Annotated in this window: 8 protein-coding genes; all 8 read left to right on the top strand. The window is 46.9% G+C overall.

Annotated elements, in window-relative coordinates; genetic code table 11:
- Positions 1-768, top strand: coding sequence for an ABC transporter ATP-binding protein (locus EXT48_RS11550; protein ID WP_010369407.1), 768 nt, complete (start codon positions 1-3; stop codon positions 766-768).
- The gene (locus EXT48_RS11555) at positions 761-1,876 is read left to right on the top strand and encodes an ABC transporter permease (protein WP_010369409.1); all 1,116 of its coding nucleotides are present in this window, start codon (positions 761-763) and stop codon (positions 1,874-1,876) included. The genes EXT48_RS11550 and EXT48_RS11555 overlap by 8 nt, the downstream gene beginning before the upstream one ends.
- On the top strand, positions 1,873-2,271 hold the full coding sequence (fabZ, locus tag EXT48_RS11560; protein ID WP_010369411.1) for a 3-hydroxyacyl-ACP dehydratase FabZ: 399 nt from the start codon (positions 1,873-1,875) through the stop codon (positions 2,269-2,271). Before EXT48_RS11555 ends, fabZ begins: the two co-directional genes overlap by 4 nt.
- Before the next feature lie 11 nt (positions 2,272-2,282).
- A complete protein-coding gene (locus EXT48_RS11565) occupies positions 2,283-3,014 on the top strand; it encodes an SDR family NAD(P)-dependent oxidoreductase (protein WP_039496061.1) in 732 nt (243 codons plus the stop codon).
- Positions 3,011-3,718: a hypothetical protein gene (locus EXT48_RS11570; RefSeq protein ID WP_130164526.1), complete on the top strand. Its 708-nt coding sequence runs from the start codon at positions 3,011-3,013 to the stop codon at positions 3,716-3,718. Before EXT48_RS11565 ends, EXT48_RS11570 begins: the two co-directional genes overlap by 4 nt.
- Positions 3,715-4,470 carry a thioesterase II family protein gene (locus tag EXT48_RS11575; RefSeq protein ID WP_130164527.1) on the top strand — a complete coding sequence of 252 codons (756 nt, stop codon included), beginning with the start codon at positions 3,715-3,717 and terminating at the stop codon, positions 4,468-4,470. Before EXT48_RS11570 ends, EXT48_RS11575 begins: the two co-directional genes overlap by 4 nt.
- 23 nt (positions 4,471-4,493) lie before the next feature.
- The gene (locus tag EXT48_RS11580) at positions 4,494-9,047 is read left to right on the top strand and encodes a non-ribosomal peptide synthetase (protein ID WP_130164528.1); all 4,554 of its coding nucleotides are present in this window, start codon (positions 4,494-4,496) and stop codon (positions 9,045-9,047) included.
- 3 nt (positions 9,048-9,050) lie between these two features.
- Positions 9,051-15,815, top strand: a 6,765-nt coding sequence (locus tag EXT48_RS11585) for a non-ribosomal peptide synthetase (protein WP_130164529.1), incomplete at its 3' end; no start/stop codon positions are given.

Consider the following 15,815-nt stretch of genomic DNA (forward strand, 5'->3'; position numbering starts at 1 on the left):
ATGACGACCGTGATCGAAGTGAAGAACTTAAGGAAGGTCTACAAAAGAACACGAAAAGTTGCCGTCGATGACGTCTCTTTTAGCGTTAGCGAAGGCGAATGTTTTGGACTCCTTGGGCCCAATGGCGCCGGAAAAACTACGACGTTGGAAATACTTCAGGGCTTGCGTAGTGCAACGTCAGGTGAAGTGACGTTATTTGGTCTTAATTGGAAGCAACACGAAACCAAACTTCGCAGCCTTATGGGTGGCGTGATGCAACACAATAACCTCTACGAAAAACTCAAAGTAAAAGAGTGCGTCGAGCTATTTGCCAGCTTTTACCCAAGCTACACGCCAATTGATACGCTGCTTGAGCGCTTCAATTTAAGCGAGAAAAAGGACGCTTGGCTAAGCGAACTCAGTGGTGGACAAAAGCAACGCGTATTTTTGGCGATGGCAGTGGTTGGCCAGCCTAAGTTGGTGTTTTTAGATGAGCCAACTACGGGACTTGACCCCACGAGTCGCCAGGAGTTTTGGCACATCATTAAAGACCTCAAAGAAGCCGGTACCTGTGTGATGTTAACGACGCACTACATGGATGAGGCTGAGTTCTTATGCGACAACTTAGCCATCATTAATTCAGGTCAAATCATAGAGTCAGGCGCGCCAAGCGACATTATTAATCGCACCTTTGAGACTCCGGTGATTAAAGAACCCAGAAAAGCCACACTCAACGACGTATTTTTGAAACTCACAGGTTCCACGATGGAGAGGGAAAGTTATGCCTGAGTTAAGTCAAACTAAGTTATATCCATTTTGGCAATTAATGATGGTCAATATTCGACCTTTTTTCCGTGATAAAGCGGTATTGCTATGGACATTCGGTTTACCTATTTTCATCGCCCTATTGTTGATCCAAGCCTTCTCTGGTGGACCAAAAATGTCTCCTATGAATGTGGTGGTGATGCATGGCGAGCAAATTGAACAGAAATGGCTTAAAGCGATGGAGGAAGATCCACTCGTTACCGTTACCCGCCTCTCACAAACCGATTCAATTGTGCTGGAAGACAGCTTTGCTTCTGCTCAGCTGGCGGAAGTGATCAGCTCACCAGGCTCAGTGCTACGTAAGCTGCAAAATGAGGTGAGCCCTGAAGTTTACCTTGCCCCCAATGCTATGTTTTCTACTCATAACTCCGATGAGTCGTTAATGGCACGTAACTATCTATTGCGTCTTAAAGCGCAAGCTAACGGCGAAGAGATGCGAAGCAATGTCATTAGCGTCAAAGGTTATCGTTACACTGACTGGTTGATCCCGGGGATCATCGTGTTACAAGTCCTTGGTTTAGCACTGGTGTCGATTGCCAACAGTTTAGTGTCGGACAGACAAAACGGCTTTTTTAAACGTCTACGCCTTTCTCCTTTCAAACGCCGTGATTACATCATTGGGATCGTGCTCGCACGCTTATTCTTACTGGTGTTCCAAATGCTGATTCTGTTCGTCGCATTTCACTTTTTATTTGGCTACACGCTGCAAGGAAACGTGCTGGATATCATTGCAGTAATGGCACTCGGTTCATTTTGTATCTGTATGCTCGGCGTGTTAGTCGGCGCCCGTAGCCAACGGGTTGAAGTCTCATCAGGGATAGCTAACTTACTTTACTTTCCGTTGATGTTCTTATCGGGCATTTATTTCGACACGGCTAACTTTCCCACTCTATTGCGAGAAATAGTTTCGTTACTGCCAACCACTGCGTTTTTGGATGCACTGCGCTTAGTCGCAAACCAAGGCGTTGAACTGGCTGCGGTAAGTCGTCAATTGATTATTTTAGGCGTCACCAGCGTGGTGTTCTTCCTCATCGTTTACTTCTGCTTTGACTGGGGAGATGAAAAATCATGATCACCGATAACTTGCCGCATAAGGCACCATTTAAGTTTGCAGACAAGATAATCGAACACTCTCCAGGAGAGATGATTGTTGGATTGAAGTTCGTCTCGCATAACGAGCCAGGCCTGCAAGGACATTTTCCGGATGAGCCTATTTTCCCTGGTGTGTTAATCATTGAGACCATGGCGCAGATCAGCGGCTTGTGCTGCAACAACACGCACAAAGGGGGCATGCTGTCTTCCATAGAAAAAGCCAAATTTAGTCGCCCTGTTCGCCCCGGCGAAATCATTAAAGTAACGGCAAAACTAGAAACTGAATTTGGTGCGATGGCGCGCTTTAAAGCACAAGCACACGTTGAAGATGAGTTGGTTGCAAAAGCCGAACTCACGATTGTTTACACGGATTAAGGAACTTGGTTGTGTTTACTGGAAAGACAGTAGTAGTGACTGGCGTATCCAAAGGGATAGGCAAAGGCATCGCACTCGCCTTTTTGCAAGGTGGTGCTCGAGTATACGGTATTTGTCGCACACAAACCCCCATCGCGGAGTTACACAAACCTGAGTATCAAGCTCGTTTCACTCAACAAAGCGGCAATATTACCGACAGCGAGTTCGTCAACTCCGCTATTCGCCAAGCGATAAGCGACACGGGTCGGGTTGATGTGTTAGTGAATAACGCAGGGATCACGAATGATAGCTTGTTCTCTCAGATGTCGTACGACGCTTTTCATAACGTGTTAGATATTAACTTCAAAGGTACATTACTGTGTTGCCAAGCGGTATTGCCAGTCATGACTAAGCAAGGTGCAGGCAAGATTATCAACATGGTGTCGCAAAGCGGAATAAGCGGACGTGAAGGCCAAGCCAACTACGCGACCTCAAAAGGCGCAATTATTGGCCTCACTCGGACTATTGCACGGCAATATGGTCACTGTGGTATTTACTGTAATGCACTCGCTCCGACGTTTATTGCAACCGATATGATTGATGATATCCCCGCAAGCATTATCAACCCGGTGCTTAAGCATACCGCACTAGGTCGCGTTGGGAGCGTCAAAGAAATTGCTGATGCCACGCTATATCTCGCTTCTAGCGCCTCTAACTACCAAACTGGAAATGTGCTTCGTTTGGATGGAGGGCTTGCGGTATGAATGCTCAAGCGTTTATTTTACTTTATCCAACAAGTGAGTTTGATAGCCACTTCGTTACCCATTTGCTGTCGCAAAAACATCCGTTACTCCTTATCAATGCAAGTGCTGAGGTGCTCGCGCATAATCCAGAAGCAAGCCATATCCACCTCAACGCTCCCCTCTCGGAGTTAAATACCACTACATTACTAGATTGGTTTGAACTCAATAATAATCAGCAAGAAGTGATGGTACTGCATTGTGCCAATCGCCTTGATGAAAGCAATCTACTCGAAGACATTGCCGTTGGCGAGCAAGTGATTGCACGTCTAGAAATCGCATTTGCGGCACTCAGAGTCATCGCCGACAACCTCAGAGTAAGTGGTGGAAACCTCGTCTTTTTAACGCAATCAGACACCTTAAATTACGAGTTAGAAACCACCGCCAGTGTCTGTAACCACGCTCATAACGCATTGATGATGACGCTCGCACGCGAGTATCAAGGTAGCAAGCTGGCAGTGAACAGTTTTGTATTACCGCTACTGGCTACCGATAGCAAAGCCGCAAGAATCCAAAAGCGTAACCTAAAAGGAGGCGTACTGGGTGCACGACCTGCGGTATACAGCTATCAAGACTTGGTGGAATACCTAGTCAACTTTATGAAAACCAACACCATGCTCACCGGTCAATCCATCGCATTCACACCAACGCTGGAGCTCAAGCTATGATGCCGGTTGACTTATACTGTTTCCATCACGCAGGTGGCTCTTCTTTGTTTTTTAGGGAATGGGCCAAACATTTACCTGCGCATTGGCAACTCCACGGCATCGACTTACCGGGCCGTGGAACTAAAGCAGGCATGCAATCTTTACGGGACTGGGATGAGGCACTTAGTCACCTAAGTAATAGCACGCAACTTCAGCCGCGTAGTGAGCGGCTGTGCGTGTTTTTTGGTCACAGTCTTGGCGGGATGGTGGCTTATAAGCTTGCCGATCATCTTGCTAAACATGCACTGACAACTCCGGATTTACTCTGTTTATCTGGATGTCGCGCGCCAAGTATTCCCTCGGCTACCCAGTACTCAAAATTGACTGACTCGGACTTGCTCACGACTTTATATCATCTCGACATGCTGCCTAAACATCGTTTAACGAAGGACGTAGAAGCGGTTGTGGCCGCTATGTTTAAAGACGACTTTATGTTAGCCGAGCAACCCGTCAGTACAGACATCACGTTGACGATGCCGGTCGAACTGATCCTCGCCACACAAGATCACTTGGTTAAGCCTGAGTCACACCAAGCTTGGTCTGAGTACTGCGAGAACCATTTTCAGCACCATCATGTCGATGGCGGTCATATGTATTTACAACAACGCCCAACGCTGGCGTGTGAGGTGATTGTCGCCGCTGTAGCGCGACACTTAGCACGCTTGCAGCAAACAAAATACCAAAAAGCAAACTGGCAAAAGCCGTTGTGTTAAGGCGAAAAAACAAGGATCACGCAATGAACTCACAGTCCAATTCCGCCAATTTCAAGTCTCTGACAACGAGGCAACTTCACGTATGGCAAGCCCAACAGCTTGATTTGGCAAATCCAGTATACAACATTGCTTGCGCGGTACAATTTACCGGCGGGCTCACAGCCGAGGCGCTAGAGCGAGCCTTAGTGTTGCTATTTGCAAGGCACCCAGTTTTATCGAGTCGTATTGATGAGGCTCAAGGCGAGCCACAACTCGAATTATTAGCCAGTGCCCCTAAGTTATTAGCCGTGCCTGATGAGATTGCCGCTTTTAGTGACTCTGTCACCGCCAAAACCTTAATTGAGCAAGCTATCGATATCACTAAAGAGACCTTTCAATTCTACGCTTGTAGCTCAGAAACTCGGTTGCTATTGACCATCAAAGGGCATCACATCAACTGTGACCAGTGGGCATTGCAAGTACTGATGAGCGATTTACTAGCATGTATAGAAGCGGTGCTTGATAACTCTGAACTTGATCTCGCCCCCCTTGATTATCAAGTGATGTTTGAAGAAAAGCCTGAGCGTGCAGCAACTTCACAACAGAGCGAACTCTATCCTATCGATTTTTACCAGAGTAATACTGAGGCACTCGCGCACCATTATGACGGCATCGCGTTTCGTGAAGAAAACCCAGGGGCACTCAAACAAGTAAAGCAGGCAGCCTCTCAAGCTGGCGTTACGAGTTTTAGCGTCGTGCTTGCCAGCGTCTTTTTGACTTTATTTCATACCACTGGGCAAACCGATTTGACCATAGGGATCCCGATGGCTCGCCGTACCCGTAAAACACGCGCGATCTTAGGTCATTATTCAGACGTTGAAACGGTTTCTATTTGCGATATTGAGCAGTACACAGGCGCATCGCTTATCAGTGAAGTCAGTAACCAGCTCACCCAATTACTGCTGTCAGGAAATAATAATAAAGACGCTGCAAAGCATATTAATGTCACCTGTAACTACTTAGCCAAGCTAAAAAGCAATGGCATTCGTCCAGGGATCACCCCGTTGATGATTGGTCGCCAAGGGTACGAACTTGCTTTGGGCACAACGGGAGATACCATTATCAAAGGGGTATCCATCGAGCCTGGTGTTTCACAATTTGATATCGAATTTACGCATTTTGAAACCGAAGGTGGCCTTTGTCGTAAAGTGGTCGCCGCTAAGTCTGTCTTTTCTCGCGTGGCAATGACACGGATCACCGATATTCAGGCGCGCTTTATTGAATTACTTACCCACTCTAGCGATCTTAATATCGCCGAGCTGCCTGTACTGGATGAAGAAGAGCAAAAGCTTATCTTGGCGCGCAGCAATCAAGATAATGAAACGTTCTTTTCCGACACCACTTTAAATCACTGGTTTGAACAAGCGGTAAGTAAACACCCAGATCAAATCGCACTACAAACCCAAACACAATCTATCGATTATAAAACCCTTAACGCCAGAGCCAACGCCCTTGCCTTGCATTTACGGGAGCAATATCAGTCTCAGTATCAACAAACCCTCACTGCCGATACGTTAATTGCGCTGTACATGCAGCCTTCTATCGAGATGCTGATTGCAATTCTTGCTGTCACTAAAGCGGGTGCAGCTTATGTGCCGCTGTCTCCCGACCATGCCAGCGAGCGAACAACCTTTATTCTAAGTGACACCAACCCAAGCCTGTTGATTGTCGACGAGCAAGAGTATGCCGCCGCACAAGACAAATGCCGTTTGGCGGAGGTGGCTTGCCCATTAGTTACACCACTCAATGCCCAGCAACAAAGCGACACAGCCCCTGTCATCAGCCAATCACCGCAGGACTTGGTATACATCATTTATACCTCAGGTACGACTGGCCAACCAAAAGGCGTGATGCAAACTCATGAAAACGTCGCTCGATTGTTCACGGCAACGGAGCAAGATTATGGCTTTGACCATCACGATACTTGGGTGCTTTACCATGCCTATACTTTTGACTTTAGTGTATGGGAAATGTGGGGTGCCCTACTTTATGGCGGTAAACTCTGTATTCCTGACAACAGCCTGATCCGCGATTTTGAGGCCTTTGCAGACTACTGCTCAGATAATCAAGTGACTGTGCTTAATCAGACTCCTGCCGCATTCTATGAATTTAGTGCAGCGGCACTAAGCGCAAAATTGAATTTTGACAAACTGAGGTATGTGATTTTCGGTGGTGACAAACTCAACCCCGAAATGCTCAACCCTTGGTGGAACTGCTACGGCGATGAACAGCCGCTATTGGTCAACATGTATGGGATCACTGAAACCACGGTGCATGTCACCTATAAAGCACTCACGCAACAATCAAGTTCTAAAGCCTCTCATATCGGTAGACCCATATTAGATATGAAAGCGTACGTGCTAAATTCCAAATTGCAGTTGGTCGAACCCGGCGCCTGCGGTGAGTTATATATTGGCGGTGCAGGTCTTGCTCGTGGTTATTTAAACCGCGAAGCACTCAGTCAAGAACGCTTTATTAGCAGCCCATATGCAAGCGAACAAGATATTCAACAAGGACGAGCCAGACTGTATAAAACCGGTGACTTGGCAAGACGCCTGCCGGATGGTGAGTTGGAGTATATCGGTCGTAACGATAATCAGGTGAAGATCCGTGGCTACCGTATTGAACTGGGTGAAATCGAAAGCGTGATCAACCAACTGCCAGAAGTTGCCCAAGCGGTGGTTATCGACCGTACCCTACAAAGTGTTCCCTACCTAGCCGCTTATATCAAGTTTAAGCCACAACATTACGGCCAAACTGCCCAAGTGAAAGCCCATGTGAGTCAAGCGCTACCCAGTTATATGCAGCCAAAAACGTGGACTGAGCTTGCGGAAATACCTTTGACTGGCAACGGTAAATTAGACCGTAAAGCGTTGCCAGAGCCTGAACTGGTAAGCCAAAGTGAATATGTGGCGCCGCAAGACGAAACGGAAGCGCAACTGTGTGAAGCATTTAAAACTTTGCTTGGTGTTGAGCAAGTGAGCACCAAAGATGATTTCTTTGCTATCGGTGGTGATTCTATTCTCACGATTCAACTCGTTGCTTTGCTCAGAAAACAAGGCATTGAACTACAAGTAAAAGATATCTTTGATTGTCCAACTGCAGCGGCGTTAAGTCAGCGTATTGTTAGCGTACAAGCGACTCAACGAGAGATAACACAAGAGCAAGGCCTGCTGAGCGGACGCTTTGATCTACTGCCAATTCAACAATGGTTTTTCAATAAAGCACTACCGGAGGAGAATCATTGGAATCAGGCATTTGCAATCAGGATCCCAAGCGGCTTTAGCCAAACTCAATTACAAGAGGCGCTACACAGTTTAAGTGATCAACATGATATGTTGCGCACAACCTTTATGGAATTTGAAGGCCATATTACGCAAGAATATAACGATGTTAGTACGATGGCGCCACTCAACGTCCTTAACGGCAAGTCGCACGATGTACAAGCAGAGCTCAACGCGCGACAAAGCCAGTTCGATATTTGTAATGGCCCACTTTGGCAAGTTACACATATCGAAGCATTTTGTGAAGACTACGACCTGCTTCACTTTGCACTTCACCACTTAATCATCGATGCGGTTTCTTGGCGGATCATCACGCAAGATCTGCAAACCCTTTTAGCACAAGGAGAGTTGCTGAGTAAACGCACCAGCTATCGACAGTGGGTAGAAATGATGCAAGCGTACCCGGCAGCACACCCGCAAGAAATGGCATTTTGGCAGCGTTTAGCAACCAACTTACCAAGCTATCCGCCAAGCATGGCTGCAACACCGTCAACCGCTTGGTTAGAGCTAGACGCGCACACCACGGCCCGCTTAATACGTGACGCGAATGCAGGCTTCAATACGCAAGGTGAAGAGTTACTACTGGCTGCTTTGTGCCAAGCATTGAGTAAAACCTTTAAGCAAACTCAGCATGCTATCACGTTGGAAAGTCATGGTCGTGAAATGTGGCGTGATGATGCTGATATCAACCAAACAATTGGCTGGTTCACTTGTTTGTACCCGCTACGCCTGACTCAACAAGCGACACTAAGCGACACCATTATTGATGCCAAAGAAGCGCTACGCCAGATCCCGAATAAAGGTCTTGGTTTTGGTAGTGCACAACTGCAAGACACCAGCTTAACGTTGCCAAGTATCAGCTTTAACTACTTGGGCCAAATGGGTGGGCAAAGCGATGCGCTTTGGCAAATAGACAACCAACTGCAAACCGAGACAAGTTCTGCACAAAACGGCTCGGATCTGATCCTCGATATCAATGCGCTGGTTCAGGGCGAGCAACTTAGGATCAAAGTGGATTCATTACTAGATGGCAATCTTACCGATGCCTTCGCTACTCACTTAACACAAGCGCTGCATGATGTATTGGATACAGCGCTCGAGGCGAAAAAGCGCGGCGGTGTAAGCACCCCTAGCGACTTTGGCGCGGGCTCGCTTTCTCAGGAGCAACTAGCTGCACTGCAATCCCAGTTAAGTGAAACACAACTAGAACAAACCACGACTCAGTCTGAAAAAACACAAGAATTAGAGATTTAAACCATGTTGAATTTATGCCAATCACTTGCAAAGGATAACATTGCGCTTTGGGCCAATGGAGACAAACTTAAAATTGTCCATGGTGAGCAAGGACTCAGCCAACAATGGGTTGATTACCTCAAAGCAAATAAAGCCGCATTATTAGATTACCTTGTATCGCAGCAAGTTTTTTCCGAACAAGACTTTGAACAGTTACTAGCGACTGAGCATAAAAAGGCATCTGAGATCCGTGCCATCTTTGATGCTAACAGTATGCAAAAAGGTTTTGTTTATCATCACCTTGCCCAACCAAATGACGATGCTTACCGCGTTCAGTTAGTCATCGATTACCATCAAGCACTCGATGTCGATGCTTACCAACAGGCTTGGATCTTGGCATCAATGCGTTACCCTGCGCTACGTACCGCGTTCAACTGGGAAAATGAAATCATCCAAGTGATCAAAGGAGGGGCCGGATTTACCCCAAATCACTTCAGTTTTCACGACTTCAGCACGTTAGACCAAGTTGAACAACAGACACGTATCGATAAGCTCATTCACGACGACCGTAATACGCCTTTCGATTTGACTCAACCGGGATTAATGCGTTTTGCTATCGTTAAACGCGCTGATACACATTACACCCTAATTAAAGCAGAGCACCACAGCATCAGCGATGGCTGGAGCTTTCCGGTGATGCTGCAAACCGTGCATCAAAACTACGCCAAACTAACCAAAGGCGAGCCGGTCATTGTTGAAGAAGAAACGGCTTACCTACAAACACAAGCGCGCTATCAGCAAAATCAAAAATCTAGCGATAGCTATTGGCAAAACCAAAAAGCACAATTTGGTGAGCCCAATGATATCAACCGCTTATTGAGTAAAAATATTGACCAATCAGGCTCGTCACAGATCCAAAAAGCAGCGGCGAGCGAATTAAAGCTCTCTTCAGAGCGCCATCAACAGCTCAAAGCATTTGCTAAACAACACGGACTCACGCTGAACGTCTTAATGCAATTTGCTTGGCATAAAGTACTGCAATATTACTGCGACGCTGAGCAAACCATAGTAGGCACAACGGTCTCGGGTCGTGAACTACCCATTGACGGGATCCATGCCAGTGTTGGTTTATATATCAATACCCTACCTCTTTCCCTTGATTGGCAAGAACCGGCCAGTATTCGCACCCAGCTTACAGCACTGAAAGAAAAAATTGCAGAACTTAACGGCAACAGCAGTGTTTCACTGTCGCAACTACAAGAGCCGAATACTCGCCTGTTCAACAGTCTATTTGTATTTGAAAACTATCCGACGCCAGCGGGACAAGACGTACTCGAATGGTCGTTCGATAAGATGATTGAAAAAGTAGACTATCCGCTCACCATCAGCATTGTTGAGCAACCAGATATCTTGCTACTTAAGTTGAGCTTCTGCGAAACCATGCTGGCACCAAGCAAAGCACAGCGATTGCTCACCCAAATGACATTGGTGTTAGATGCCATTATTGCTGATGAAAACCAGCCGCATAGCCAAATTTCTTTGCTAAGTAATGATGAGCGAGCACCAATGGTTGAGGTAGACGAGCATGCGGATTATTTGCACTCTACTATCCATGAATTAGTTGCTCAGCAAGCACAAAAAACGCCCACTAGAATAGCGCTGGTTGAAGGCGAAATGCAGCTGACCTATCAAGAATTAGAACAAAGCGCGAATAAGCTTGCCGCCTACATTAAAGATCATGTGGACGTTGGCGCTAGCCATCGCTTTGTTGGGCTTTTCTGTGAACGCTCTATTGCAATGGTGATCGCAAAACTGGCTATCCTAAAAGCGGGTTGTGCTTATGTACCGCTTAACCCTGATTATCCAGATCAGCGCATTGAGTATATGCTCAACGACACGCAACTTGGTTTGATTTTAACACAAAGCGAGCTGCGCCCGCGTATCGAAACACTCGTTGCAAGTTGTGATGCAGAGCCGCAAATTACCTGCTTAGATAGCTTGTCTTTGTCTGATGCAGCGCCCGTACTGTCATGTGCACATGCGCAAACCGAAGCCTATGTGATCTATACATCCGGTACGACAGGTGAGCCAAAGGGCGTGGTCGTTCCACACCGTGGCGTTGTTTCTTTGGTACAAAATACTGATTTAATAAACACGTCAGAAAACGACGTGTTTATTCACCTATCTAATCCAAACTTTGACGCCGCAACGTTTGAAGTTTGGACACCACTGATAAACGGCTGCAAATTGGTTGTAGCAAGTGCGCAACAAGGCGCGGATCCTGACAGCCTATCAAGGTTAATTAAACAACACGGTGTTAGTGTACTTTGGCTAACGCGCACACTGTTTGATTCGCTATATTTACAACAACCTGATATTTATGACAATGTCCGCTGCGTACTAACAGGCGGTGAGGCAATCACTCCAAGCATAGTTAAACGCATTCTCGCCAGAGATACGCGACCAGAGTTGGTGATAAACGCATATGGCCCAACTGAAAGCACGACATTTACCACTTTCTATCCATGCGCCAATATTGATGGCCCGGTGCCCATCGGCCAAGCCATTAATCATCGCCAAGTATTATTGCTTGATAAACATCTTAATCCAGTGCCATACGGCGCGACAGGCGAGATATTTATAGCGGGTGCCGGACTTGCCTGTGGCTACCTTAATAAACCAGAAATGAGTGCTGCGCGCTTTATCGATAACCCGTTTGCAAGCGCAAAGGCCAAACAACTCGGGCTAGATAAACTGTATAAAACGGGAGACTTAGGACGTTGGTCCGAGTCTGGCGTACTAGAGTTTTTAGGCCGTAACGATCACCAAGTGAAGATCCGCGGGTTTAGGATTGAGCTTGCTGAAATAGAAGCTCAACTCAACGAATTGGCGCAAGTGAAAGTCGCCGCTGTGGTGGTATTCGAACAAGCGGGCAACAAGCAACTTGCTGCATACGTGGTACCAGAGCACGGCGAGTTAGACCTCAATGCAGTAAAACAGGAACTGGCTCAGGTTTTACCTAGCTATATGATCCCAAGTTACTTTGAAGTGATGTCGGCGTTACCGTTTAACAACAATGGTAAGCTGGATCACAAGCAATTGCCTACTCCAACCGTGGTGGATGAAGACAACTATCAAGCACCGAGCAGCGAATTAGAAAAACAATTGTGTGGTATTTGGCAGTCAGTATTGGGCCTAGAACAAGTGGGCGTTAATGATGACTTTTTCAAAGTCGGTGGCGATTCTATTGTCAGTATTCAACTTGTGTCTGCGCTGCGTAAAGCTGGCTTTAACCTTCAGGTTAAAGACATCATTGACGCCCCAAGCGTGGCAGCGCAGGCCTATTTAATTCAACACGTTAGCACTGAAACCATCGAACTTATCACGGAGCAAGGTAGGTTAAGTGGTGAGTTTGCACTACTGCCTATCCAACAGTGGTTTTTCGATTTAGGGCTACCAAATCCACACCATTGGAACCAAGCATTTACCCTTAACTTACCTGAACACATTGAACACACGGGGCTGACGCAAGCTATTCAAGCGCTGAGCGAGCATCATGACATGCTACGTTGTCACTTTATTCAGACCAGCAACGGGGTAAAACAAGCGTACCAAGCGGCAATAGAGCTTGAAGTCCCATTACTTGATGCAACGACTCTGAGTAAAGACGCGTTATTTAACGAATTGACCAAACTACAAAGCCAATTTGATTTATTCAATGGCCCCCTGTGGCAGGCAGCGTTGGTGAAAACGGCCGAGGGCAGTCAGGTATTCTTTGCCTTCCATCATGCCATTATTGATGTGGTATCGTGGCGGGTGTTAAGCCAAGACTTACAAACCCTATTAAGTGGTGAAGCACTAACAGACAAGCTTACCAGCTATCGTCAGTGGGTGGATGCCATTGCCACCTACCCTTCGGCTCACCCTGAGCAAGCGTACTATTGGCAGCAGGTACAAAAGGGCTTTACTAGCCAACCCACTTACTCAGCACAATCACAATATAGCATCACGTTTGCGCAAGAAACGACCGCTAAATTGCTACGAGATGCCAATCTTGGTTTGAATACTGACATTAACGACTTGCTTTTGACGGCACTCAATCTTGCCCTACACAGCACTTTTGACAGTACCGTTAATCATATTCAACTTGAAGGTCATGGTCGTGAAAATATAGATCCGCGCTTGGATGTGTCGCAAACCATAGGCTGGTTTACCAGTATGTATCCTGTGCGCCTTGAACACCACGACGACGTGATTGCAACCATCGCAAACACCAAAGAAATGCTGCGTCAGATCCCGGATAAAGGCGTGGGTTATGGCGCTTTTGTGCAAGCAGGTAAAGTCAGCGCAATTCGCCCTCAGGTGAGCTTTAACTATCTAGGTCAATTGAATCAGCAACAACAGCAAAGCCGAGACTGGCAGCTGGATGATACTCAAGCAGGCTATGTGATGACAGAGGCAAACGCTCAGGCTGACAATGCACTGCTACTCAACATCAATGGCGCAGTTCGCGGTGACAAGCTTCACTTTGATGTGGTTTCGAGGTTGAACCAATCACAGTCGTTGGCATTTGTTGAGCACTTTGAAATGGCGCTTCATCAGGTCATTAATGCAAGCTGTGAACTAGCCGCGCAAACACCACAGCAAACCCCTAGCGATTTGGGATTAAGCGACTTGTCTTATGGGCATTATCAAGCGCTGAGCAAGCACTATAATATCGAAGTACTTTACCCGGCTAATAGCTTGCAACAAGGCTTTATCTATCATGCTGTTAACTTCCCAACGGATGATGCCTACCGAGTGCAATTGGTCATGGATATTGAACAAGCGCTAGAGGTTGAACACTTTATTCATGCCTGGCGTTTAGCGTCGCTTCGCTTCCCTATTCTACGCACCGCTTTTGATTGGCAAGAATGTCTACTCCAAGTGGTGTGTCGCGACGCCAGTATTGATGACAGTCACTTCACCATAGTAGATCTATCATCCCTTGACGAGCACGGCCAACAGCAAGCCATCAGCAAAGCTCAAGCCGCAGACCGACAAGTTCCGTTTGACCTAAGTCAACCGGGGCTTATTCGCTTCACCTTATTTAAGCGCAGTGAAAACCTCTACACACTTATCAAAACCGAACACCATGCCATTAATGATGGCTGGAGTGGACCGTTAATGCTGCAAGCAGTCGCTGAGTATTATCGCCAGCTTTGTGCAGGGAAAGCACCAGAGGTGCAAGCGCAGCAAACCTATTTAGAGGCGCAAGCTTATTACCTTAAAAATGCCAAGCAAACTCAGACATACTGGCAGCAACAACAAGCCGAATTTGACACCGCAAACGATATTAACTTATTGCTTGGCGGTCAGTATGACTTGTCGCAAAGTCGAATTGTAGAACAAGTGCAATCGGTACAATTTAGCCTTCAAGGCGAGGCGTTTAGGTCGCTACAACATACTTGTCAACAAGCTGGCGTGACCCTCAACGTTGCACTGCAATTTGCTTGGCATAAGTTACTGCAAACCTATTCTGGTGATAGCCAAACGATTGTTGGTAGCACAGTTTCCGGTCGTGAAATTCCAGTCAATGGGATTGAACAAGCGGTCGGTTTGTTCATCAACACCTTACCTTTAGTGGTGAATTGGCAAGCAGAAGCAAGCTGTAATGACATTCTCAAAGCCATTCAAAAAGGCGTAGCTGCACTCAATAGCCACAGCGACATGAGCTTGTCAAAACTGCAACGTGATGGTCAACGCTTGTTCCATACCCTATTTGTATTTGAAAACTACCCGACTCCAGAAAATACCGGCAGTTGGAAGTTCAGAGAATCAATAGAAAAAGGCGACTATCCGCTTTCTGTGGTGGCCCAAAGCGAACAAGACCGCTTAGACTTTGTGATGCACTACAACGGAGAATGGTTAAGCACAGCACGGGCAGAGTGGATCCTTGACCAAGTACAAGCTATTTTGGTTCAGCTTGGGGAGCGACTGACACAAAGCCATCAAAGCATTAGCTTGGTCAATAACCAAATGCAGACAACGCTTAGCCAATGGCACAACAACGCCGAGTCATTTGCCACCGACAAAGATCTGGCAAGCTTAGTAGAGCAGCACGCCGCTAACACCCCTGAGCTGACGGCCATGTTAACCAGCAGCGGTGAAGCGCTGTCTTATGCCGAAGTGAACGGTAAAGCCAATGCCCTTGCACAGCAAATCATTGCTCAGCACCCCAAAGCCCAAGCTGGCCTATTGCCTGCCGATACCCCTATCGCCCTCTACTTTTCTCGCAGTAGCGAGATGCTTATTGCTATTTTGGCCGTGCTCAAAGCCGGTGGTGCCTATGTGCCTGTTTCACCAGATTACCCCGAAGCTCGGGTTGAATTTATTTTAACCGACACCAACACCGACTTAGTGCTAACCCAGGAGAGCCACTTGCCATCACTTAAGCCTGTGCTTGGAAAAACGGCGGCGCTCGGCGTGAAGGCGCTCAGTGTGAATACCCATGCACTGGCGGTGGAGCATGAGAACTTAGTGCGTCCAACGGCCTTGGCTAACTTGGCTTATATCATCTACACCTCAGGGACAACCGGACAACCAAAAGGCGTGATGCTCACTCAGCACAATGTGCTTTACTACCTTCATGCCTTAACCAGCCAGTTAGGTGACAAGTATCGTAATATCGACTTTTCTTCTAACTACTGTTTTGACCTGTCGGTGACGACCACCTTATGCCCGCTCCTTGCTGGACAAACGGTGTGTGTTTATGAAGGCGATATTCTTGATGCCGCCGCCTTTAGAGCT

Source organism: Pseudoalteromonas sp. CO348, assembly GCF_004208845.1.
GTDB lineage: Bacteria > Pseudomonadota > Gammaproteobacteria > Enterobacterales > Alteromonadaceae > Pseudoalteromonas > Pseudoalteromonas maricaloris.